Genomic DNA, 21,063 nt, shown 5'->3' with positions numbered 1-21,063 from the left:
CATAGACCCCACAAGCAGCGCTGAGTTTAGAAACCGGTCAGAACAGGCTCTGTGAAAACCATGGGGACGACATTGAACCTGGCGTGTGGCAGGTGAATATCAAGTCGGGGTGGTCTTCACAGAGGCTGCTAGCCGCCGGACTTCTTCGCTTTGAAACCGTGTCGGGTCAGTTCAGCCAAGAGTAGCTCGACATGATCGCCCTGGATTTCGATGACCCCGTCTTTCAACGCACCACCGGTGCCACAGCGCTTCTTCAGCGTCGTCGCCAGTTCCTTGAGCGCGTCTTCCGCCAACGGCACGCCGCTGATGGTGGTCACGGTCTTACCGCCACGGCCCTTGCTTTCGCGGCGCACGCGCGCGATGCCGTCGCCGGCCAGGATGACGGTTTGTTTGCAGATGCAGGCTGCCACCGGCTGACTACAGTCCGGGCAATGTCGACCTGCGTCGGTGGAAAATACCAGGCCACCTAGGGCGGCGAAGGATGCGGCTTTTTTGGCCACCGGCAATCCTCTTGGGAGGACAAAGACTGGTCGCAGCAACGTTGCCACGTGCTATCGACCGCGAAGCCCCACTCAGGCAGGGGCAGCGCTACTGGACCGGATTACCTCGCTCCTATAAAAAAGACGGGCAATCCGGTCCAGCTTTAAAAGGTCGCGCAGTGTAACGGCAAAAAGCCTACTTGCTAAGAGCCAATCGGCGCCAATTTATAGCTCTTTTGCGACGTCGCCCCCACGCGAGCGCAGATAGCGCTTCAACGCTGCCAAAGAGTCCGGGCAATAAGGCTTTTGCTGGATTTCCACCAGCACCTGCTCGATAGGCATAAAGCGCGCCTGCAGCACTTCCTCGGGCTGCAGTTTCAACGGTCCGTCCCAGACCGCAGAGAACGCCGAACACCACAGACGGTTGCCGGTATCTTCGAAATAGAAGTGGTCATGGGCGGTCAGTTCGACCCCGCTCACGCCCAACTCCTCCGCCAACTCCCGGGCCGCCGACTCGGCGTAGCTTTCGCCGGCGCCGACCATGCCGCCCGCCGCCACATCCCAGAAACCCGGATAAATCGCCTTGCTGAACGTGCGCTGGTGCACGCACAACTCGCCGGCCGAATTGAACAGCATGATGTAGGTGCCCCGGCCAATCAGCCCGCGCTCGCGCAACTCCGAGCGCACCAGCGAGCCGAGCAGGTTGTCCTGATCGTCGACCCAGGCAATTTGTTCGGCGTCGGAGGCCGCACGGTGGGCGGCCTCACGGGATTGATCGACCATCACTTAGCCCTGGTTGAGCAGTTGGCGCAGATCGATCACCGCTGCGTTGGCTCGCGAGATGTAGTTGGCCATGACCAGTGAGTGGTTGGCCAATGGACCGAAACCGCTGCCGTTGAGGATCATCGGGCTCCATACCGGCTCTTGCGAGGCCTCCAGCTCACGAATGATCTGACGCACGCTGACGGTGGCGTTCTTCTTGGCCAGGACGTCGGCAAAGTCGACTTCGATGGCGCGCAGCAGGTGGGACAGAGCCCAAGCCTGGCCACGGGCTTCGTAGAACACGTTGTCGATTTGCATCCACGGTGTTTCGACCACTTCTTCATCGACCTGCGGAACCTGGCCCGGCGCGATGACTTCGGTTTTCAGCGCGGTGTTGAGCTTGACCCGGCCTACACTGGCCGACAGTCGCTGGGACAGGGAGCCGAGACGTGTACCGACATCACCCAGCCAGTTGTTCAGGTTGTCGGCGCGCGCATAGAACAGTGCGTTTTTCTGCGACGGATCCGACAGGCGCGCCTGATAACGACTCAGAGAGTTGATGCCTTCCTGGTATTCCGACTCACTGGACGGCAGCACCCAGCTCTTGTTGTCGAAGTTGAAACGTGGCTCGGCCTTGGCCAGGTCGGCATCTTCCGCCGACTGCGACTGCGAGCGAGCGAAGTCCTTGCGCAGGGCACGGGTCAGGTCACGCACCTGCACCAGTACGCCGTATTCCCAGCTCGGCATGTTGTCCATCCACAGGCCCGGCGGGAACCGGTCGTTGGAAATATAGCCGCCCGGCTTGTTCAGCAGGGTGCCCGCGACCGTTTTCAGGGTTTCCACAGTGGTGTAGCCGACGACCATCTGTTTGCCGTCTTTTTCGGCGGCAACTTGCGCGTTCTGCTGGACCGGGAACAGCGCCGGCTCTTCGCTCCAGTACCAACCCAGGGCGATGGTTACCAGCAAGTACAAGCCAATCAGGGTGGCCAGGGCGCGGCTGAACAGCAGACCGCCAACGTAGCTGCGGGTGGCCGATTTGGGTTCGGCGGCACGTTCAGGCGCGCTGCCTGCGCGGTTCTTCCAGTCCAGCATGGCGATATCCTTTCAATCACTTGAGTTCATCGATTTCGACCACAACCCGACTCCATCGTGCCTTGGCTGCGCGGATTAATCCTACAAGGCATGACACCTGTCTGGCCCGGTCGAGCGAGCACTATAGATGAAGGAGCGCTGCGAGCCTATGAGACTGGTCGGTCATAAACTGAATCGGGGCGCTTTGCACATTATTGACTTACGACACTCATGCAATGAGAAAGTGGTGCTAGCATAGAGCCACCAGTCGATCTCAGCATGCACCCTAACTAGTAGTCAGGATATGACCGAGCCAGAAGACCCCAGCCGTGAGCGCCTCAAACAGCACTTTGCCCAGCGGGTAATTCATCAGGCACGTCAAATTCTTGAGATCTGGCAACGCTTGCAGGGCAGCGAATGGTCAAGCGCCGACCTTTCCGAACTCGGCGAAGCCAACTTGCGCTTGCTGCGGTTCGCCGAGCGTTTCGCCCAACCCGAACACACCCGGTTGGCACACAGCATCAGCCAGGCACTGCAGGCGGTCGATGCCAATCGCGGACGCCTGAGCAGCACCCTGATCACTGACCTCAATCGCCTGATGCAGCGTTTGTCGCGCACCGGCTTGCGCGAGGGCGATCAGCTTGAAGAGACCTTGCTGCCGCCGCTGCGCAAACCGGTCTACATCCTCCTCCAGGACCATGAGCGCGCTGAACGCCTGGCCCGCCAGCTGGAATTTTTCGGCCTCAGCGCACAATCCCTCGACAGCGTCGCGGCATTTCGATCCTCGATGGTCGAGCGCCTGCCCGCCGCCATCGTCATGGACGTCGACTTCAACGGCCCGGGCCAAGGCCTGCAACTGGCGGCCGATGCCCAGCAAGGACTGGAACAGAAACTGCCACTGTTGTTTTTCAGCCTGCTTGAAACCGATACCCCGACCCGCCTCGCCGCTGTTCGCGCCGGCGGCCAGGAATTCCTGACCGGAGCCCTCGAAGCCTCGAGCCTGCTGGAAAAAATCGAAGTCCTGACCTGCGTCGCTCAGTACGAGCCGTTCAAGGTGTTGATCATCGATGACTCGCGCGCCCAGGCCATGCACACCGAGCGCCTGCTCAACAGTGCCGGGATTGTGACCCGGACCCTGATCGAACCGATCCAGGCGATGGCGGTACTGGCGGACTTCCAGCCCGACCTGATCATTCTCGACATGTACATGCCGGCCTGCACCGGTACCGAACTGGCCAAGGTGATTCGCCACAACGACCGTTACGTCAGCGTGCCGATCATCTACCTGTCGGCCGAGGATGACCTGGACAAGCAGCTGGACGCGATGAGCGAGGGCGGCGACGACTTCCTGACCAAGCCGATCAAACCACGCCACCTGATCACCACGGTGCGCAATCGCGCTGCCCGGGCGCGCAATCTCAAGGCGCGGATGATCCGTGACAGCCTGACCGGGCTGTATAACCACACCCACATCCTGCAACTGCTCGAAGACTGCAGCTTCCGCGCCCGCCGCGAGAACAAGCCGTTGAGCTTCGCGATGCTCGACATCGATCACTTCAAGCGGGTCAACGACAGCCATGGCCATCCCATGGGCGACCGCGTGATCAAAAGCCTGGCACTGTTCCTCAAGCAACGTCTGCGCAAGACCGATTTCATTGGCCGCTACGGCGGTGAAGAGTTCGCCATCGTCATGCCCGACACCGACTGCGAATCGGCCTGCAAGGTGCTCGACGAAATCCGTCGGCGCTTTGCCGAAATTCACTACCCTGCTCAGCCGCAGGATCTGTGGTGCACCTTCAGCGCCGGGATTGTCGACCTGCACGACGACTGCGACAGCCTGATGATGGCCAGCCAGGCCGACGAAGCGCTGTACCGCGCCAAGGCCGCAGGACGCAATCGGGTGCAGGCTGCGCGACAATCAAGGCAAAGTGCCAGCCTTTCTGCGGAAGCCACCGATTCGGTCATAACCCTGTAATACAAACGCAATAACTTCAGCCTTCGCCATTTTGTCGTTGGTAGAAGCCGATGCGCCTGAAGTTGCTGACCAATCTCAACACGCTGCTATTAGTTGCGGTGTGCTTCGCACTCGGCGCCACGTTGTGGTGGTCGCAAAGAGCCCTGGAGCGCCCCTATCTATTGATGGAGCGTTATTTGGGGTTGTCGCAGCAGTTCCAGAATCAGGTGGCACGCAACATTGCCGATTACCTGGCCAGCGGTGACGCTTTGCGCCTGAGCAGTGCCAACCAGAGCCTCGACACCTTGCAGCAGCAATTGACCGAGATGCCGGAGACGCTGGCCCAGAGCATGCGCCCGAGCCTGGTCGAGCTGGACCAGTTCAGCAAGACCGAACTGCTCGCCGCCGGCAAACTGGCAGGCGACCCCCAGGCCCTGTTGCTGCAGGCCGAGCGTGAAATGGGCGCCAGCCTCGAACAACTCAGCCAATACGCCAGCAGCAGTCAAGCGCCTGCCGCCGCGCAATACCTTCCGGCGCTGCTGGCGGCCTCCCGGCACCTGGGCAAGCTGTCGTTGGCCCGCGACAAGCTGGTCAGCAGTGGCCGCAGTGAACTGGCCGCCGATGTCGAGCGCGAAGTGAACAACATCCGCAGCCAGGCTGAAGCGCTCGACGCCCTGCCCTTGCTCGGCGTTGCCAGCACCCAAGCCTCCAACAGCGACGATTTTGCCGCCATGATGGGCCTGCAGGGCAACGAGCAAACAGTCGCCGAAGACGCCGGCGGCAACTACAAACGCGAACTGACGAGCCTGCTGGCGCGCTACCCCGCCGAGTTGGCGCGCACCCGCGAGCAGATCCGGCAACGGACTGACTTGAGTGCCGCCACCCACCTGAAAATCGACGCGGTGCAACAGGCCATTGCCGGCCTGGAGCCCGTGGTGCGCGGGCAACACGCACAGATTCAAGGCGAAGTGCGGCTGCTGCAGGGCGTGATGATCGGCCTGATTCTGCTGATCGCCTTGCTGATCGACACGCTGCAACGGCGCCTCGCCCGGGTTCTGAGCAATCTGGCACCGGCCCTCTCGATCTGGGCTGAAGGCGATTTCAGCCGGGAAATCCAGCTCGGCGCGACCAACCGCGAATTGCATGACATCCAGGAGTCCCTCAATCGCTTGCGCGCCTATCTGGTGGACTTGGTGGGCACCATTCGCCTGAACGCCGAACAGGTCGCAGGCAGCAGTCGGGTGCTGGCGGATCTGAGCAACGACATGCACAGCGGCGCCGAACACCAGGCCGGGGATACGGCGCTGATTCGTGATTCCCTGGGCGAACTGGAGGCGACCATTGTTCAAGTGGCCGGCGATGCCAGTCAGGCTGCGGATGCCAGTCGGCATGCCGGGTTGGCGGTGGAACAGGGGCAAAAGGTCATTGGCCACAGTCTGACCGGGCTGCATGCGCTGGTCGGTGAGGTGCAGGGCAATGCGCAGATGATCGAACACCTGGCCGAGGAGTCGGCAACCATCGGTGGTGTGCTGACGGTGATTCGCTCGATCGCCGACCAGACCAACCTGCTGGCCCTCAATGCCGCGATCGAAGCCGCCCGCGCCGGAGAAATGGGCCGCGGGTTTGCCGTGGTCGCCGAGGAAGTCCGTTCACTGGCGCAACGCACGGCCGGCGCCACCGCGGAAATTCAGGGCCTGATCGCCGGCCTGCAACAGGCCGCACGAGCCTCGGTTGAAGGCATGCGCGCCCAGGTCGAACATGCCGAAGCCACCGCCAGTCAGGCGCAAGCGGCTGACGGTGCACTGGATAAAATCGTCGAGGCGATCCAGACCATTGCCGACACCGCCGAACGCATCGCCGATGTCACCGCCCAACAAAGCGGCGCGGTCAGCGAGATTCGCGATCACAGCGAGCGAATTCATCAGTTGGGCGGGGATAATCTGCTGCGCATTGGCGAAGGTCGCGAGCAGGGAGAGAACTTGCTGGTCTTGGGCGGCAGGCTGCATACCGCAGTGCAGGCGTTCCGCGTCTGATACCAGGCGCCGAACGCGCGTTCTAATGACCAAACTCAAGCCGCCGGTCATTTATCTCGCGCAATCATCGGACATCGTGCCGGCTATTGCAGAGAACTGGACAGTCACAAAGGCTTTGCGGCATAGTCGCCGGGTTCTGACAACTGCGCATAGACAACAAGGAACAGCAGATGGCGACCTTACTGGTTCTGCACGGACCCAACCTGAACCTGCTCGGCACCCGCGAACCGGGTGTGTATGGGGCCGTGACCCTGGCTCAGATCAATCAGGACCTGGAACGGCGGGCACGTGACGCTGGCCACCATTTGCTCTACCTGCAAAGCAACGCCGAGTACGAATTAATCGACCGGATTCACGCCGCTCGCGGCGAAGGCGTGGACTTCATCCTGATCAATCCAGCAGCTTTTACGCATACAAGTGTCGCATTACGTGACGCGCTGCTGGCGGTGAGCATCCCATTCATCGAAGTGCATTTGTCCAACGTGCACAAACGCGAACCTTTCCGCCATCACTCTTACTTCTCCGACGTAGCGGTGGGAGTGATCTGCGGCCTTGGCGCCAGCGGTTACCGACTGGCCCTGGAGGCCGCCCTGGAACAGCTTGAACTACAGGCAACAGCTTGAACCACAAGCGTTGAACGCCCCCCTGACCGACCCTTGGGAGTTGATGATTCATGGATATCCGTAAAGTCAAGAAACTGATCGAACTGCTGGAAGAGTCCGGCATCGACGAGCTGGAGATCAAGGAAGGCGAAGAGTCCGTACGCATCAGCCGCCACAGCAAGACTCCGGCCCAGCAGTACTACGCGCCAGCGCCAATGGCCGCACCTGCCGCTGCCCCGGCTGCTGCCGCTCCGGCTGCCGCTGCCGCGCCTGCTGCTCCGGCCGCCCCTGCGCTGAACGGCACCGTTGCCCGTTCGCCAATGGTAGGCACCTTCTATCGCAAGTCTTCGCCAACCTCGCCGTCCTTCGTTGAAGTCGGCCAGACCGTGAAGAAAGGCGACACCCTGTGCATCGTCGAAGCCATGAAGATGATGAACCACATCGAAGCTGAAACCAGCGGTGTGATCGAATCCATCCTCGTTGAAGACGGCCAGCCGGTTGAGTACGACCAACCGCTGTTCACCATCGTTTGAACTGCGGAGAGCCTTTGATGACTGCGAAGTTGGAAAAAGTTCTGATCGCTAACCGCGGTGAGATCGCCCTGCGGATTCTGCGTGCCTGCAAAGAGATGGGCATCAAGACCGTCGCCGTTTACTCCAAGGCCGACAAAGAGCTGATGCACCTGGGCCTGGCGGACGAGTCCGTCTGCATCGGCCCGGCTTCTGCCGCGCACTCCTACCTGCACATCCCGGCAATCATTGCGGCCGCTGAAGTGACTGGCGCAACCGCCATTCACCCAGGCTACGGTTTCCTCGCGGAAAACGCCGACTTTGCCGAGCAGGTCGAGAACTCCGGCTTCGCCTTCATCGGCCCGAAAGCCGACACCATTCGCCTGATGGGCGACAAGGTATCGGCCAAGCACGCGATGATCGAAGCTGGCGTACCGACCGTTCCGGGCTCCGACGGCCCGCTGCCGGAAGACGAAGAAACCGCTCTGCGCATCGGCCGTGAAGTCGGCTACCCGGTGATCATCAAGGCCGCTGGCGGCGGTGGTGGTCGCGGCATGCGCGTGGTGCACAAGGAAGAAGACCTGATCGCCTTCGCCAAACTGACCCGCACCGAAGCTGGCGCGGCGTTCGGCAACCCGATGGTGTATCTGGAAAAATTCCTCACCAACCCGCGTCACGTCGAAGTACAGGTCCTGTCCGACGGCCAGGGTAACGCGATCCATCTGGGTGACCGCGATTGCTCGCTGCAACGTCGTCACCAGAAGGTTCTCGAAGAAGCGCCGGCACCGGGCATCGACGAGAAGGCGCGTCAGGAAGTCCTGGCTCGCTGCGTCAAGGCGTGCGTCGACATCGGCTACCGTGGCGCTGGTACTTTCGAGTTCCTGTATGAAAACGGTCGCTTCTACTTCATCGAGATGAACACTCGTGTCCAGGTAGAGCACCCGGTTTCGGAAATGGTCACTGGCATCGACATCGTCAAGGAGATGCTCAGCATCGCCGCTGGCAACAAGCTGTCGTTCACTCAGGATGACGTGGTTATCCGTGGTCACTCACTCGAGTGCCGGATCAACGCCGAAGACCCGAAAACCTTCATGCCGAGCCCGGGCACCGTCAAGCATTTCCACGCCCCAGGCGGCAACGGCGTTCGCGTCGATTCGCACCTGTACAGCGGTTATGCGGTGCCGCCGAACTACGACTCGCTGATCGGCAAGCTGATCACTTACGGGGCTACCCGTGACGAAGCCATGGCGCGCATGCGCAATGCGCTGGACGAGATCGTGGTCGATGGCATCAAGACCAACATCCCGCTGCACCGCGACCTGGTTCGCGACGAAGGTTTCTGCAAAGGGGGCGTGAACATTCACTACCTCGAGCACAAACTGGCTGGCGACAAGCACTAAGCTTCAGCCCGCACCAGATAAAGCCGCCTTCGGGCGGCTTTGTTGTTTCTGCCCCCTGTAGGAGCAGTCGAGCGTCGACCGGCTGCTCCTACAGGAGATTGAGGCAAGCATGCCATTCCCACAAAACCCGCACTCTGGCGTAAACTTGCGCCCTTCTCGCAGCCCACCAGGCTGCCATCAATATTTTTCAAAGGTGCCCGCCATGCCTTGGCTGCAAGTCCGTCTCGCCATCAGCCCAGAACAAGCCGAAACCTATGAAGACGCTTTCCTTGAAGTGGGCGCCGTCTCGGTGACGTTCATGGACGCCGAAGACCAGCCGATCTTCGAACCCGAGCTGAACACCACCCCACTGTGGTCGCACACCCATCTGCTGGCCTTGTTCGAAGGCGGCACCGAGGCCGCGCCGGTACTCGCGCACCTGGAGCTACTGACCGGCAGCCCGCTGCCCGAGCATCACAGCGAAATCATCGAAGACCAGGACTGGGAACGCAGCTGGATGGATAACTTCCAGCCGATGCGTTTCGGCCAGCGCCTATGGATCGTGCCGAGCTGGCACGCCGCGCCGGAGCCCGACGCCGTCAACCTGCTGCTGGACCCGGGCCTGGCGTTTGGCACCGGCACCCACCCGACCACCGCTCTGTGCCTGGAATGGCTCGACGGCCAGGACCTGAAGGACTGCAACGTCCTCGACTTCGGCTGCGGCTCGGGAATCCTCGCCATCGCGGCGTTGCTGCTGGGGGCCAAACAGGCGGTCGGCACTGATATCGATGTGCAGGCGCTGGAAGCTTCCCGCGACAACGCCGGTCGCAACAACATTGCCGAGGCGCTGTTCCCCTTGTACCTGCCCGAAGACCTGCCGCAGGAACCGGCCGACGTACTGGTGGCCAACATCCTCGCCGGCCCACTGGTGGCCCTGGCACCGCAACTGACTGGCCTGGTCAAGTCGGGCGGTCGCCTGGCGCTGTCCGGCATCCTCGCCGAACAAGGCGAAGAAGTCGCGGCAGCTTATGCCAAGGACTTTAACCTGGATCCGATCGCCAATCGCGAAGGCTGGGTGCGCATTACCGGTCGTCGGCGCTAAGATGAGCGCTTGCAGACTCCGGATGGCCGCATGACCGACAGCTTCGTCACCCAATGCCCACACTGCCAGACCCGCTTTCGCGTCAATCACGCTCAATTGAGCGTGGCCCGCGGAGTGGTTCGCTGCGGCTCCTGCCTGCAGGTGTTCAATGCTGCACGGCAGTTGCTCGAACAGCGCATGGGCCAGGAAGCACAGGCGCTCACACCGCCGCCCGCCGTCATCCCGGAGCCTGAACAGCGCGCCATCAGCCAGAAACAATGGAGCGCCGCCGAGCTGGATCTGGACCACCTGGACCTCGATCAGGAGCTCGCCCGGCTTGAACAGCGCGAGATTCAGCCGACCCAGGCGTTCGGACAGCCGCGCAAACCTCGGGAAGAGTCGCTGAGCGCCCGCCGCGACAGCAGCGAGAGCGACGAACCCTGGTCCGACAGCCTGTTCAGCGAACCGGCCGAAAAGCGTGGCGAGATCGATGAGATGCCGCCAACACCTGACGCTCCGGCGCTCGGCAATCTCGACGACCTGGATGCTTCTACGCGCACCGAACCTTCGCTGTCGCTGGTCGATCTCGATGATGACGAGCCCGACGCCCCGCAACTGCGACTGGAAGCGCTCGACGACGATCTGCAAGCCGACCCACGTCATGAACGCCTGTCGGCGACTGTCGATGACGACTTCGATGAGCACCCGGAGCCCGTAGAGCCTGCACGCAAAAAACGCGCGCGCGCCGAACCCGCCGCACATGAGGAGGTGCTGCAGGACCTGGTCGACGACCCGCTGCAGCTCGATTGGCAAAAACGCCGCTCACCCTGGGGCCGAAGACTGTTCTGGGGATTGCTGGTGCTGCTGGGTGCAGCCGCGCTGGCCGGCCAGTACATTACCTACCACTTCGACGAACTGGCGCGCCAGGATCAGTACCGTCCATGGTTCCAGCAGCTGTGCCCGCAGATCGGCTGCGAAGTGCCTTCCAAGGTCGACATCGCGAAAATCAAGAGCAGCAACCTGGTGGTCCGCAGTCACCCTGACTTCAGCGGTGCACTGGTGGTCGATGCCATCATCTACAATCGCGCCCCCTTCTCCCAACCCTTTCCGCTGCTGGAGTTGCGCTTTGCCGACCTCAACGGCCACCTGATCGCCAGCCGCCGCTTCAAGCCTGGTGAATACCTCAACGGCGACCTCGCCGGGATGGCCGAGATGCCTCCGCAAACCCCCATTCACATTGCCCTGGACATCCTCGACCCCGGCTCCAAGGCGGTGAATTACAGCCTCAGCTTTCACTCGCCCGAGTGAATCGGTTCAGTCACGCGCCATTGGCGGCGACTTTCTGACGCCCTCGCGGACGAACCAAACTCCTGGCAATAACAAAATAGTTGTTCAGATTTTATCCAATTCAGCCTTTATCCAGTCATCGAGAGCGGGTATCATGCCAACCCTTTTTCGAACTCTCATGATCCGACCCCACAACAGGGAAGTCCTATGTCGGCGGTACGCATCGGCCCATATACATTGCACAACGGCTTGATTCTCGCCCCGATGGCGGGCGTCACCGACCAGCCATTTCGGCAGTTGTGCAAACGCCTGGGTGCAGGGTTGGTTGTCTCGGAAATGGTCACCAGCGACATGAGTTTGTGGAACACCCGCAAATCACGTCTGCGCATGATCCACGAAGGTGATCCCGAGCCGCGCTCGGTGCAGATTGCCGGCGGTGATGCGCAGATGCTGGCGGACGCGGCCCGGGCCAACGTCGAACTGGGCGCACAGATTATTGATATCAACATGGGCTGTCCGGCGAAAAAGGTCTGTAACAAGGCCGCCGGCTCCGCGTTGCTGAAAGATGAAGCACTGGTCACCGAGATCCTGCAGGCCGTGGTGGCCGCAGTGGATGTGCCGGTGACCCTGAAGATTCGTACCGGCTGGGACCGGGCGAACAAGAACGGCCTGACGGTGGCGAAGATTGCCGAACAGTCGGGGATCACGGCGCTGGCGGTGCATGGCCGCACCCGTGCCGACCTGTACACCGGGGAAGCCGAATACGACACCATTGCCGCGATCAAGCAGGCGGTGTCGATTCCGGTCTTTGCCAATGGCGACATCGATTCCCCGGAAAAGGCCCGGCATGTGCTGGACGCCACCGGAGCCGATGGCCTGTTGATCGGTCGGGCTGCCCAGGGGCGGCCATGGATTTTTCGTGAGATCGAGCACTTCCTGCGTACCGGCGAAAAATTGCCGACACCGGAATTGAGCGAAGTGGAACGTATTCTGCTTGAGCATCTGGCCGCACTTCACGCCTTCTATGGCGATGTCATGGGCGTAAGAATCGCGCGCAAGCATGTCGGCTGGTATCTCGCAACCCTGCCGGGCGCCAGGGAGTTTCGCGCCCACTTCAATCGTTTGGATGGAACGGAAACACAATGCGCCAACGTCCGGGAGTTTTTCGCCGAGCGTTATAAGAGCCTGACAGGGGACGAAAAAGGGGTGGCCGCATGACGATGATGAGCGAGACTTTAGTGAGTGGAACAACACCCGTGAGCGACAACGTGAATTTGAAACAGCACCTCAATACCCCCAGCGAAGAAGGCCAGACCCTTCGCGGGAGTGTCGAGAAGGCGCTGCACAATTATTTCGCCCACCTTGAGGGCGCGGCCGTCACGGATGTGTACAACCTGGTGCTCTCCGAAGTCGAGGCTCCCCTGCTCGAAAGCGTGATGAACTACGTCAAGGGTAACCAGACCAAGGCCAGCGAGATGCTCGGACTCAACCGCGGCACGCTGCGCAAGAAACTCAAACAGTACGATTTGCTGTAAGCATTCAATCAAACCAGAAAGGCGCCCGCGTAAAAACCGGTCGCCTTTTTTGCTGACTTCCCTTGCTTTAATGGAAATTGAAATGACCGACCAGACCACCCGCCTGCCGATTCGCCGCGCCTTGATCAGCGTTTCCGACAAGACCGGGATCCTCGAATTCGCCAAGGAGCTCGAAGCCCTGGGCGTTGAGATCCTCTCCACCGGCGGGACGTTCAAGCTGCTGCAGGACAATGGTGTTGCCGCTGTGGAAGTCGCGGATTACACCGGTTTTGCTGAAATGATGGACGGTCGGGTGAAGACCCTGCACCCGAAAATCCACGGCGGGATCCTCGGTCGTCGCGGCATCGACGACGCCATCATGAGCGAGCACGGCATCAAGCCGATCGACCTGGTCGCGGTCAACCTGTACCCGTTCGAAGCCACCATCAACAAGCCAGGCTGCGACCTGCCGACCGCCATCGAGAACATCGACATCGGCGGCCCGACCATGGTCCGTTCGGCAGCGAAAAACCATAAAGACGTGGCCATCGTGGTGAATGCCAGCGACTACGCCAACGTCCTGGAAAACCTCAAGGCCGGTGGCCTGACCTACGCCCAGCGTTTCGACCTGATGCTCAAGGCGTTCGAGCACACCGCCGCCTACGACGGCATGATCGCCAACTACATGGGCACCGTGAACCAGGCTGCCGAACTCCTGAGCACTGAAGGCCGCAGCGAATTCCCGCGCACCTTCAACAGCCAGTTCATCAAGGCCCAGGAAATGCGCTACGGCGAGAACCCGCACCAGAGCGCGGCGTTCTACGTGGAAGCCAAGCCGGCCGAAGTCGGGATCGCCACCGCGACCCAACTGCAAGGCAAGGAACTGTCGTACAACAACGTGGCCGACACCGACGCCGCGCTGGAATGCGTGAAGAGCTTCGTCAAGCCGGCCTGCGTCATCGTCAAGCACGCCAACCCATGCGGCGTGGCCGTCAGCCCGGACGCCGAAGGCGGCATCCGCAAGGCCTACGACCTGGCCTATGCCACTGACACCGAATCGGCATTTGGCGGCATCATCGCCTTCAACCGCGAGCTGGACGCTGAAACCGCCAAGGCCATCGTCGAACGTCAGTTCGTCGAAGTGATCATCGCGCCAAGCGTCAGCGAAGAAGCCCGCGCCATCGTCGCCGCCAAGGCCAACGTGCGTCTGCTGGCTTGCGGCGAGTGGTCGGCTGACCGCGCTGCTGCCTGGGACTACAAGCGTGTCAACGGTGGCCTGCTGGTGCAGAGCCGTGACATCGGCATGATCAGCGCCGACGACCTGAAAGTCGTCACCAAGCGTGCACCCACCGAGCAAGAGATCAACGACCTGATCTTCGCCTGGAAAGTGGCCAAGTACGTTAAATCCAACGCCATTGTCTACGCCAAGAACCGCCAGACCATCGGTGTCGGCGCCGGCCAGATGAGCCGCGTAAACTCGGCACGTATTGCTGCAATCAAAGCCGAGCATGCTGGCCTGCAGGTGGTGGGTTCGGTAATGGCCTCCGACGCGTTCTTCCCGTTCCGTGATGGCCTGGACAATGCGGCCAAGGCAGGCGTGACGGCGGTGATCCAGCCGGGTGGCTCGATGCGTGATGCTGAAGTGATTGCTGCTGCTGATGAAGCCGGCATCGCCATGGTCTTCACCGGCATGCGCCACTTCCGTCACTAAGTGCACGATCAACTGTGGGAGCGAGCAAGCTCGCTCTCACAGAAAAGCAGCTTCAACGCTGCCCACAGAATTAGCGTCATCCGAGGTTTTTGAAATGAATGTTTTGATCATTGGCAGCGGTGGCCGTGAACACGCCCTGGCCTGGAAAGTGGCTCAGGATCCGCGCGTGCAGAAAGTTTTCGTGGCCCCGGGCAATGCCGGCACCGCCATTGAAGCCAAGTGCGAAAACGTCGCGATCGACGTGCTGGCCCTTGAGCAACTGGCCGACTTTGCCGAGAAAAACGTTTCCCTGACCATCGTCGGTCCGGAAGTCCCACTGGTCGCCGGCGTGGTCGACCTGTTCCGCTCCCGCGGCCTGGATTGCTTCGGTCCGACCGCAGGCGCTGCCCAACTGGAAGGTTCCAAGGCTTTCACCAAGGACTTCCTGGCACGCCACAAAATCCCGACCGCCGACTACCAGAACTTCACCGAGATCGAGCCGGCCCTGGCTTATCTGCGTGAAAAAGGCGCACCGATCGTGATCAAGGCCGATGGCTTGGCCGCCGGTAAAGGCGTGATCGTCGCCATGACCCTGGCTGAAGCCGAAGACGCGGTGCGCGACATGCTCGCTGGCAATGCTTTTGGCGACGCCGGTTCGCGCGTGGTCATCGAAGAGTTCCTCGACGGCGAAGAAGCCAGCTTCATCGTGATGGTCGACGGCAAGAACGTCCTGCCGATGGCCACCAGCCAGGACCACAAGCGTGTTGGCGACGCCGACACTGGTCCGAACACAGGCGGTATGGGTGCCTACTCCCCTGCTCCGGTGGTCACCAGCGAAGTACACCAGCGCGTCATGGACCTGGTGATCTGGCCAACCGTGCGCGGCATGGCCGAGGAAGGCAATGTCTACACTGGCTTCCTGTATGCCGGGTTGATGATCGACAAGGCCGGCAACCCGAAAGTCATCGAGTTCAACTGCCGCTTCGGCGACCCGGAGACCCAACCGGTGATGCTGCGCCTGCAGTCGAGCCTGGTCCTGCTGGTCGAAGCAGCCCTGGCCCAGGCCCTGGACAAGGTCGAAGCGCAATGGGATCCACGCCCAAGCGTTGGCATCGTGCTGGCGGCTGGCGGCTACCCTGGCGACTACGCCAAGGGCGCTGTCATTGAAGGCCTGGATGCTGCCGCCGAGCTGGAAGGCAAGGTGTTCCACGCCGGTACCGCGCTCAAGGACGGCAACGTCGTCACCGCGGGTGGCCGCGTGCTGTGCGCCACCGCCATGGGCGACAGTGTCGGTGCGGCCCAGCAGCAAGCCTACAAGCTGGCTGCAGCGATTAACTGGGAAGGCTGCTTCTATCGCAAAGACATTGGCTACCGTGCCATTGCCCGCGAGCGTGGCGAAAATCAGGAATAAACCAGCCATTCGGCCAGGCAAGGACCCACGGTCCTTGCCGTCCTGCTTCCGGCCCGCGCATAGTTGTAATCTGGCATCAATCTACGAAGGGATTTCGCCGTGCGCTGGCTCAGGAACGCCATAGGCTTATGCGTCACTCTGCTGACCCTGCTCTGCATGCTCCCGGCTCAGGCTGGTGCGCAAGGCAGTGGCTGGGCGGTATTGTTTGACGATCAAGGTGCCCTGCAACTGAGCGATATCCGCTCGACCCGCTACACCAACCAATTCAGCCCGATTGAACTTGACCGGATCACTGCAGCCAATCCCGGTGGCGCGCTATGGCTGCGTTTTCAGCTCAATCCCGGCAAACACGAACAACTGCTGCGCATCTTCGCGCCCGATCTAGCGCAACTGGACCTCTACGTTCTGGATGGCGATACGCTGGTCGAGCAGAGTCACAATGGCAGCGATCAGCCCCTGAGCGCCCGCCCACTGCCCAGCACCGACCTCATGGTACCGCTGCCGCAGCGTGAACAACCGCTGGACGTGTATTTGCGTCTGGTATCGGAACACCAGTTGCGCCCCTACATCACCCTGCAATCAGCCGTGATGACCGCCGCCAATCAGACCCAGACGCTGATCTACGGTTTATTGTTCGGCTGTATCGCGATGCTGATCCTGCATAACTTTACTCGCTATGCCTACACCCGCTCGCAAACCTGCCTGTGGCTGGCGGCGTGCGAAGCGCTATTGATGCTGGGAATGTTGCAACTGTTGAACCTGGCCGGACCCTGGCTGCCGGACTGGAGCGCGCTGCGTTCCCCCGCCGCTTACCTGGCCCTGTTGTTGACCGCGCCCTGCGGCCTGATGTTTACCTACCGCTTCTTCACCCCGCGCGGCCCACACCCACTGAACAAACTGCTGCTGGGCGATATCCTGCTGATTTCCCTTTGCAGTCTGCTGATGCTGTTCGTAGACACTCTGCCGCTGAACCTGATGACCTTTGCCCTCGTCGCGCTCGCTGGCCTGAGCATGCTGTTCGTCAGCGCCTTTCACTGGCAGAAAGGCTACCGACCGGCACGCTTCTTCGTCATGGCCATGTTGGTTTTCAACGCGGGCACGCTGATTATCCTTCCGGCATTGCTTGGACTGACCCTGGTCGCGCCGCAAGGTTTGATCACCACGCTGCTGGCGTTGATTGGCCTCAGCGGGCTGCTGATGGGCGTGTCATTGAGCGAGCGCCAGCGCAGCATTATGGAGAGTCGTTTCAGCATCAGCCGCGACCTGGCGGCGAGCAATGCCGAAATCAATGCCAAGGCCGAGTTCCTGGCGAAGATCAGCCACGAAATCCGCACCCCGATGAATGGCGTGCTGGGCATGACCGAGCTGCTGCTGGGCACGCCACTCTCGGTCAAGCAGCGCGACTACGTGCAAACGATCCATAGCGCCGGTAACGAGTTGCTGACGCTGATCAACGAAATCCTCGACATCTCTAAACTCGAATCCGGCCAGATTGAACTGGACGATGTGCAATTCGACCTCAACGCCCTGGTCGAAGACTGTCTGAGCATTTTCCGGGCAAAGGCCGAGCAACAGAATGTCGAGCTCATCAGCTTCGTCCAGCCGCAGGTACCGCGTGTTATCAGCGGCGACCCGACACGTCTGCGCCAGACGCTGCTGAGCCTGCTGGAAAACGCGATGAAGAATACCGAGGAAGGCGAGATCCTGATTGTCGTCGCCCTCGATGAACGCACCACCACCCCTCGCCTGAGAATTGCCGTGCAGGACAGCGGCGAGCCGATGGATGCCGAGGAGCGCGAGTTGCTGATGCACGCTGAACTGCACAGCAAGAACTTTCTCGCCGCTACCCGCCTGGGCGGCAACCTGGGGCTGGTGATCGCACGACGGCTGGTACTGATGATGCACGGCGAGTTCGGCATCAAATGCGGCAGCAATCGGGGTAGCACCCTGTGGCTGACCTTGCCGCTGGACCCTGATCGCCTCGAGCACCCGACTTCGGACCTCGACGGACCGCTGCAGGATGCGCGGGTGCTGGTGGTGGACGATAACGACACCTGTCGCAAGGTACTGGTACAGCAATGCAGCGCCTGGGGCTTGAATGTGAGCGCCGTGTCATCCGGCAAAGAAGCGCTGGCCCTGCTGCGGACCAAGGCGCACCTGCGTGATTACTTCGATGTGGTCCTGCTCGACCAGAACATGCCCGGCATGACCGGGATGCAACTGGCCGCCAAGATCAAGGAAGACCCGAGCCTTAACCACGACATCCTGCTGATCATGCTGACCGGTATCAGCAACGCCCCCAGCAAGATCATCGCGCGTAACGCCGGGATCAAGCGCATCCTGGCCAAACCGGTGGCCGGCTACACCCTCAAGACCACGCTTGCGGACGAACTGAATCAGCGCAACAAGGGCCCGGCGGTCCCGCCCGCCTTGCCCGGTAAAGTGCCGGTCGAAGTCAGTGTACCCAGCGACTTCCGCATCCTGGTGGCCGAAGACAACAGCATCTCGACCAAAGTCATCCGTGGCATGCTCGGCAAGCTCAACCTGCAGCCGGACACCGCCAGCAACGGTGAAGAAGCCCTGAAAGCGATGAAGGCCCAGCGCTATGACCTGGTATTGATGGACTGCGAAATGCCGATCCTCGACGGGTTTTCAGCCACTCAACAACTACGCGCCTGGGAAGTCGGCAATCAACGCAGCCGCACCCCGGTGGTGGCCCTGACCGCGCACATCCTCGCCGAACACAAAGAGCGCGCACGCCAGGCAGGCATGGACGGACACATGGCCAAGCCGGTGGAGTTGTCGCAACTGCGTGAGTTGATCGAACACTGGGTGGCCCAGCGTGACCAACTCGTCCAGTCGTCGACGCAACCTTCCTGAGCCGTCTGTCACAACCCCTGATAGACTCCATGACGTCTTCTATCGCCAGCGAGCCTGACCATGCTTCATGTGTTGTTCAGCGTTTACCTGAAGATGCTGGTGCTCTATAGCCCATTCTTCGTCCTGTCCTGCTTCATCAGCCTGACTCGCGGCTATTCCAACAAGGAACGCCGACGCCTGGCCTGGAAAGTCGCCCTCGCGACGCTGGTCTCCAGTGTCCTGCTGTATCTGTTCGGACGAGTGATCTTCAATGTGTTCGGCATCACCGTGGACGCCTTCCGCATCGGGGCCGGCAGCGTGTTGTTCATCTCTGCGCTGGGGATGGCCCAAGGCAAATCGGCGGTGCAGACCGACAACGTGCAGCAGGACGTGACCATCGTCCCCCTGACCATTCCGCTGACCGTCGGCCCTGGCACCATCGGCGCCCTGCTCGTCATGGGTGTCGGTCAACCACACTGGGATGACAAGCTTACCGCCATTCTCAGCATCGCTCTCGCCAGCTTCACGGTGGGTGTCGTGCTTTACCTGTCCAACCGCATCGAGCGCATTCTCGGCGATCAGGGCTTGCAGATTGTCAGTCGGTTGATGGGATTGTTCGTGTGTGCACTGGCGGCGCAGATTATCTTCACCGGAGTCAGGGGGTACCTGGTTCCCTGAGTCCTTTTACTCTTGGCAAAACTGAAAAAGGCCAGCGATGGTGTTATCGCTGGCCTTTTTTTAGTTGCCGAGATTTCTTCTGCGGCGCTGGAACCGCTTACTAAGGTTATCGTTGTAATACTCCCCGAGACACCCCTCCAGCTCTTTCTTCACCTTCGCATAGTTCAGCGGATTGAAGGTGATGTAGGCGGTTGCCCGGAAAATAGTACGGTCCGAAGTTTTCCAGTCGAAGAAGGCAACATCCTTTTCATTTTCGCCACCGCTGCTGTCGATCGATGTCAACGAAGTCATGATGATACCGCTCTCCAGTTGATCGCAAGGCATGACCGCCAGCCTGACCCCCTTGCTATCGACCACCTGACTTTGGAACAACTTGATGGAATCAGGCTCTTTCTTCAAGGCACTCAAGGTCGAGTCAGCCACCAGGTTCAGCACTCCGGCAGCGGGAATAGCGGCCTGGGCAGCATCGACGGCGACCTTGACGATATCAGCGACAATGCTGTCCATGGTCAACTGATGCGAGCTCTTGTGGTACTCGGTATAACCGGAGTCCGCGACGAAACAACCGCAGTGATCCATGCATTCCAGAAACTCCAGATACCATTGTTTCGGATCATCCTTCGGCGCGAGGTCGTTTGCTTCCAACTTGGCAAACTTGATCAGGTTTTCAATGATCGCCATGTTCTCAAGGGTAATCTTGTCGCCATAACCCACCAAGGTATTGGCCAATACCACTGCATCCAGCTCCTTGGTCGGGCTGGAGGCGTCGGCGGGTGCAAACGACCTTATTCTGGTTTCAGCGCGCTGGGACTGCTGACGCCTCTCCACTCGCGCCCTGACCAGCTCTACACACCGTGAAATTTCCATATAAAAACCTCTTCCAGATAAATGGGTCATTCATTTGACCAACTCCAAAACTAATGCATCCCGCTTTTCTCCAAAAGCACTTATTAAATTCAGAACATGTACCAGAACAACACACCACTAAAAATAGCGTGACACTTAACAGCCACACAAAAGCACTCCTGCAACTTACACTCACCAACACTAATCATTCCATGAGTCCACAGGAGTTAATCAAGATGACAGACACGCCCGCAGGTTGCGTAACAGGACACAATCTTATTTCCTGCATTGGCGAACTATCTTCGCCAGATTATGACGACTTGAACGACTGCACGCGCATTGCCACGCGCTCCGCCGACCTTGTCAGTAATCGCCATGCCAGCTCACCCCTGTGGCTGGAGGAATATGTACGCACGTTGCAGTTCCTGGGCTGGAAACTTTACGAGGGCAGCATCAGCACGCGCATCAGCATTGATGTTTGCGGAACCCTTGCTGATTTGCTGGTGAAGCGTGCACAAACCACCCAGGACCGCCAACAAGGCAACGCCATGATTGATACCCTCGACGCCTTGCAGACCAATCATCCAGCCACCCATTCATTGGACACGGAAAGCCTCAAAGGACGTCGCTTCCAGGTACTGCCAGCCCGCTACGACAAGCGCGGAAATCTCGATATCGCGGTATTCAACATTGAGCTGAAGGCCTCTATCGAGAAGAGTAACTTTCTGTTTTGGTCGTGGGAGGAGCAGTCGGCCAAAATTATCCAGTCACGCGCCTTTTTGAAACTCGACAGGGACAAACTCGATCAGAAAAGACCTCTCATGGAGTCCAAACTTCGCGAGCATGTGATGAAACGATTTGCCTTGAGAAAACAGCAGCCTTAAGGGCCGCCGTCAGGGGATACCAGA

Annotated in this window: 18 protein-coding genes; 14 read left to right on the top strand and 4 right to left on the bottom strand. The window is 60.3% G+C overall.

What is annotated here, in order from left to right; all coding sequences use genetic code 11:
• Positions 1 to 128: 128 nt before the first annotated feature.
• From KW062_RS03665 to KW062_RS03655, 3 genes are all read right to left on the bottom strand, one after another.
• On the bottom strand, positions 129 to 500 hold the full coding sequence (locus tag KW062_RS03665) for a translation initiation factor Sui1 (protein ID WP_105753966.1): 372 nt from the start codon (positions 498 to 500) through the stop codon (positions 129 to 131).
• Between the two features lie 204 nt (positions 501 to 704).
• Positions 705 to 1,262 (bottom strand): NUDIX hydrolase, encoded by a 558-nt coding sequence (locus KW062_RS03660; protein ID WP_027617622.1) that lies wholly within the window; start codon positions 1,260 to 1,262, stop codon positions 705 to 707.
• A gap of 3 nt (positions 1,263 to 1,265) precedes the next feature.
• Entirely contained in the window at positions 1,266 to 2,333 is a 1,068-nt protein-coding gene (locus KW062_RS03655; RefSeq protein ID WP_027617621.1) for a DUF2333 family protein, read from the bottom strand.
• 283 nt (positions 2,334 to 2,616) lie between these two features.
• Between KW062_RS03655 and KW062_RS03650 the strand changes: the two genes are divergently transcribed.
• The 13 genes from KW062_RS03650 to KW062_RS03590 all read left to right on the top strand — a co-directional run bounded on the left by KW062_RS03650 (position 2,617) and on the right by KW062_RS03590 (position 19,309).
• A complete protein-coding gene (locus KW062_RS03650; RefSeq protein WP_105753967.1) occupies positions 2,617 to 4,287 on the top strand; it encodes a response regulator in 1,671 nt (556 codons plus the stop codon).
• Positions 4,288 to 4,337: 50 nt separating this feature from the next.
• On the top strand, positions 4,338 to 6,299 hold the full coding sequence (locus KW062_RS03645; RefSeq protein WP_027617619.1) for a methyl-accepting chemotaxis protein: 1,962 nt from the start codon (positions 4,338 to 4,340) through the stop codon (positions 6,297 to 6,299).
• Between the two features lie 170 nt (positions 6,300 to 6,469).
• Positions 6,470 to 6,922 carry a type II 3-dehydroquinate dehydratase gene (gene aroQ / locus KW062_RS03640; RefSeq protein WP_027617618.1) on the top strand — a complete coding sequence of 151 codons (453 nt, stop codon included), beginning with the start codon at positions 6,470 to 6,472 and terminating at the stop codon, positions 6,920 to 6,922.
• A gap of 50 nt (positions 6,923 to 6,972) precedes the next feature.
• On the top strand, positions 6,973 to 7,434 hold the full coding sequence (gene accB / locus KW062_RS03635; RefSeq protein ID WP_027617617.1) for an acetyl-CoA carboxylase biotin carboxyl carrier protein: 462 nt from the start codon (positions 6,973 to 6,975) through the stop codon (positions 7,432 to 7,434).
• 17 nt (positions 7,435 to 7,451) lie between these two features.
• The gene (gene accC, locus KW062_RS03630) at positions 7,452 to 8,810 is read left to right on the top strand and encodes an acetyl-CoA carboxylase biotin carboxylase subunit (RefSeq protein ID WP_027617616.1); all 1,359 of its coding nucleotides are present in this window, start codon (positions 7,452 to 7,454) and stop codon (positions 8,808 to 8,810) included.
• A gap of 202 nt (positions 8,811 to 9,012) precedes the next feature.
• Positions 9,013 to 9,891, top strand: coding sequence for a 50S ribosomal protein L11 methyltransferase (prmA, locus tag KW062_RS03625; protein WP_027617615.1), 879 nt, complete (start codon positions 9,013 to 9,015; stop codon positions 9,889 to 9,891).
• Positions 9,892 to 9,921: 30 nt separating this feature from the next.
• Positions 9,922 to 11,178 (top strand): DUF3426 domain-containing protein, encoded by a 1,257-nt coding sequence (locus KW062_RS03620; protein ID WP_027617614.1) that lies wholly within the window; start codon positions 9,922 to 9,924, stop codon positions 11,176 to 11,178.
• A 186-nt stretch (positions 11,179 to 11,364) separates the two neighbouring features.
• Complete coding sequence (dusB, locus tag KW062_RS03615; RefSeq protein ID WP_027617613.1) at positions 11,365 to 12,375, top strand: tRNA dihydrouridine synthase DusB; 1,011 nt, start codon at positions 11,365 to 11,367, stop codon at positions 12,373 to 12,375.
• Complete coding sequence (fis, locus tag KW062_RS03610; protein ID WP_027617612.1) at positions 12,372 to 12,692, top strand: DNA-binding transcriptional regulator Fis; 321 nt, start codon at positions 12,372 to 12,374, stop codon at positions 12,690 to 12,692. The genes dusB and fis overlap by 4 nt, the downstream gene beginning before the upstream one ends.
• Positions 12,693 to 12,774: 82 nt before the next feature.
• The gene (gene purH, locus KW062_RS03605; protein ID WP_105753969.1) at positions 12,775 to 14,382 is read left to right on the top strand and encodes a bifunctional phosphoribosylaminoimidazolecarboxamide formyltransferase/IMP cyclohydrolase; all 1,608 of its coding nucleotides are present in this window, start codon (positions 12,775 to 12,777) and stop codon (positions 14,380 to 14,382) included.
• Between the two features lie 94 nt (positions 14,383 to 14,476).
• On the top strand, positions 14,477 to 15,772 hold the full coding sequence (purD, locus tag KW062_RS03600; protein WP_027617610.1) for a phosphoribosylamine--glycine ligase: 1,296 nt from the start codon (positions 14,477 to 14,479) through the stop codon (positions 15,770 to 15,772).
• Between the two features lie 99 nt (positions 15,773 to 15,871).
• Positions 15,872 to 18,652 carry a hybrid sensor histidine kinase/response regulator gene (locus KW062_RS03595; RefSeq protein ID WP_105753970.1) on the top strand — a complete coding sequence of 927 codons (2,781 nt, stop codon included), beginning with the start codon at positions 15,872 to 15,874 and terminating at the stop codon, positions 18,650 to 18,652.
• 60 nt (positions 18,653 to 18,712) lie between these two features.
• Complete coding sequence (locus KW062_RS03590; protein WP_027617608.1) at positions 18,713 to 19,309, top strand: MarC family protein; 597 nt, start codon at positions 18,713 to 18,715, stop codon at positions 19,307 to 19,309.
• Positions 19,310 to 19,369: 60 nt separating this feature from the next.
• Here the strand turns inward: KW062_RS03590 and KW062_RS03585 are convergent, their stop codons facing one another.
• Positions 19,370 to 20,206, bottom strand: coding sequence for a hypothetical protein (locus KW062_RS03585; RefSeq protein WP_256350886.1), 837 nt, complete (start codon positions 20,204 to 20,206; stop codon positions 19,370 to 19,372).
• A gap of 185 nt (positions 20,207 to 20,391) precedes the next feature.
• Between KW062_RS03585 and KW062_RS03580 the strand changes: the two genes are divergently transcribed.
• A complete protein-coding gene (locus tag KW062_RS03580) occupies positions 20,392 to 21,039 on the top strand; it encodes a hypothetical protein (RefSeq protein ID WP_105753972.1) in 648 nt (215 codons plus the stop codon).
• Positions 21,040 to 21,063 lie beyond the last annotated feature (24 nt).

Origin of the sequence: Pseudomonas fluorescens (genome assembly GCF_019212185.1) — a bacterium.
Lineage (GTDB): Bacteria > Pseudomonadota > Gammaproteobacteria > Pseudomonadales > Pseudomonadaceae > Aquipseudomonas.
Note: the sequence above shows the minus strand (reverse complement) of the source record. Positions and strands in the feature narration are given on the sequence as shown.

What these genes read in the sequence shown, in the direction of transcription:
- KW062_RS03620 (WP_027617614.1), top strand. Translation starts at nt 9,922, where the DNA reads ATGACCGACAGCTTCGTCACCCAATGCCCACACTGCCAGACCCGCTTT.
- KW062_RS03650 (WP_105753967.1), top strand. Translation starts at nt 2,617, where the DNA reads ATGACCGAGCCAGAAGACCCCAGCCGTGAGCGCCTCAAACAGCACTTT.
- dusB (WP_027617613.1), top strand. Translation starts at nt 11,365, where the DNA reads ATGTCGGCGGTACGCATCGGCCCATATACATTGCACAACGGCTTGATT.
- KW062_RS03660 (WP_027617622.1), bottom strand. Translation starts at nt 1,262, where the DNA reads ATGGTCGATCAATCCCGTGAGGCCGCCCACCGTGCGGCCTCCGACGCC.
- KW062_RS03580 (WP_105753972.1), top strand. Translation starts at nt 20,392, where the DNA reads ATGACAGACACGCCCGCAGGTTGCGTAACAGGACACAATCTTATTTCC.
- KW062_RS03590 (WP_027617608.1), top strand. Translation starts at nt 18,713, where the DNA reads ATGCTTCATGTGTTGTTCAGCGTTTACCTGAAGATGCTGGTGCTCTAT.
- accC (WP_027617616.1), top strand. Translation starts at nt 7,452, where the DNA reads ATGACTGCGAAGTTGGAAAAAGTTCTGATCGCTAACCGCGGTGAGATC.
- KW062_RS03655 (WP_027617621.1), bottom strand. Translation starts at nt 2,333, where the DNA reads ATGCTGGACTGGAAGAACCGCGCAGGCAGCGCGCCTGAACGTGCCGCC.
- purH (WP_105753969.1), top strand. Translation starts at nt 12,775, where the DNA reads ATGACCGACCAGACCACCCGCCTGCCGATTCGCCGCGCCTTGATCAGC.
- fis (WP_027617612.1), top strand. Translation starts at nt 12,372, where the DNA reads ATGACGATGATGAGCGAGACTTTAGTGAGTGGAACAACACCCGTGAGC.
- prmA (WP_027617615.1), top strand. Translation starts at nt 9,013, where the DNA reads ATGCCTTGGCTGCAAGTCCGTCTCGCCATCAGCCCAGAACAAGCCGAA.
- accB (WP_027617617.1), top strand. Translation starts at nt 6,973, where the DNA reads ATGGATATCCGTAAAGTCAAGAAACTGATCGAACTGCTGGAAGAGTCC.
- purD (WP_027617610.1), top strand. Translation starts at nt 14,477, where the DNA reads ATGAATGTTTTGATCATTGGCAGCGGTGGCCGTGAACACGCCCTGGCC.
- KW062_RS03585 (WP_256350886.1), bottom strand. Translation starts at nt 20,206, where the DNA reads ATGACCCATTTATCTGGAAGAGGTTTTTATATGGAAATTTCACGGTGT.
- aroQ (WP_027617618.1), top strand. Translation starts at nt 6,470, where the DNA reads ATGGCGACCTTACTGGTTCTGCACGGACCCAACCTGAACCTGCTCGGC.
- KW062_RS03645 (WP_027617619.1), top strand. Translation starts at nt 4,338, where the DNA reads ATGCGCCTGAAGTTGCTGACCAATCTCAACACGCTGCTATTAGTTGCG.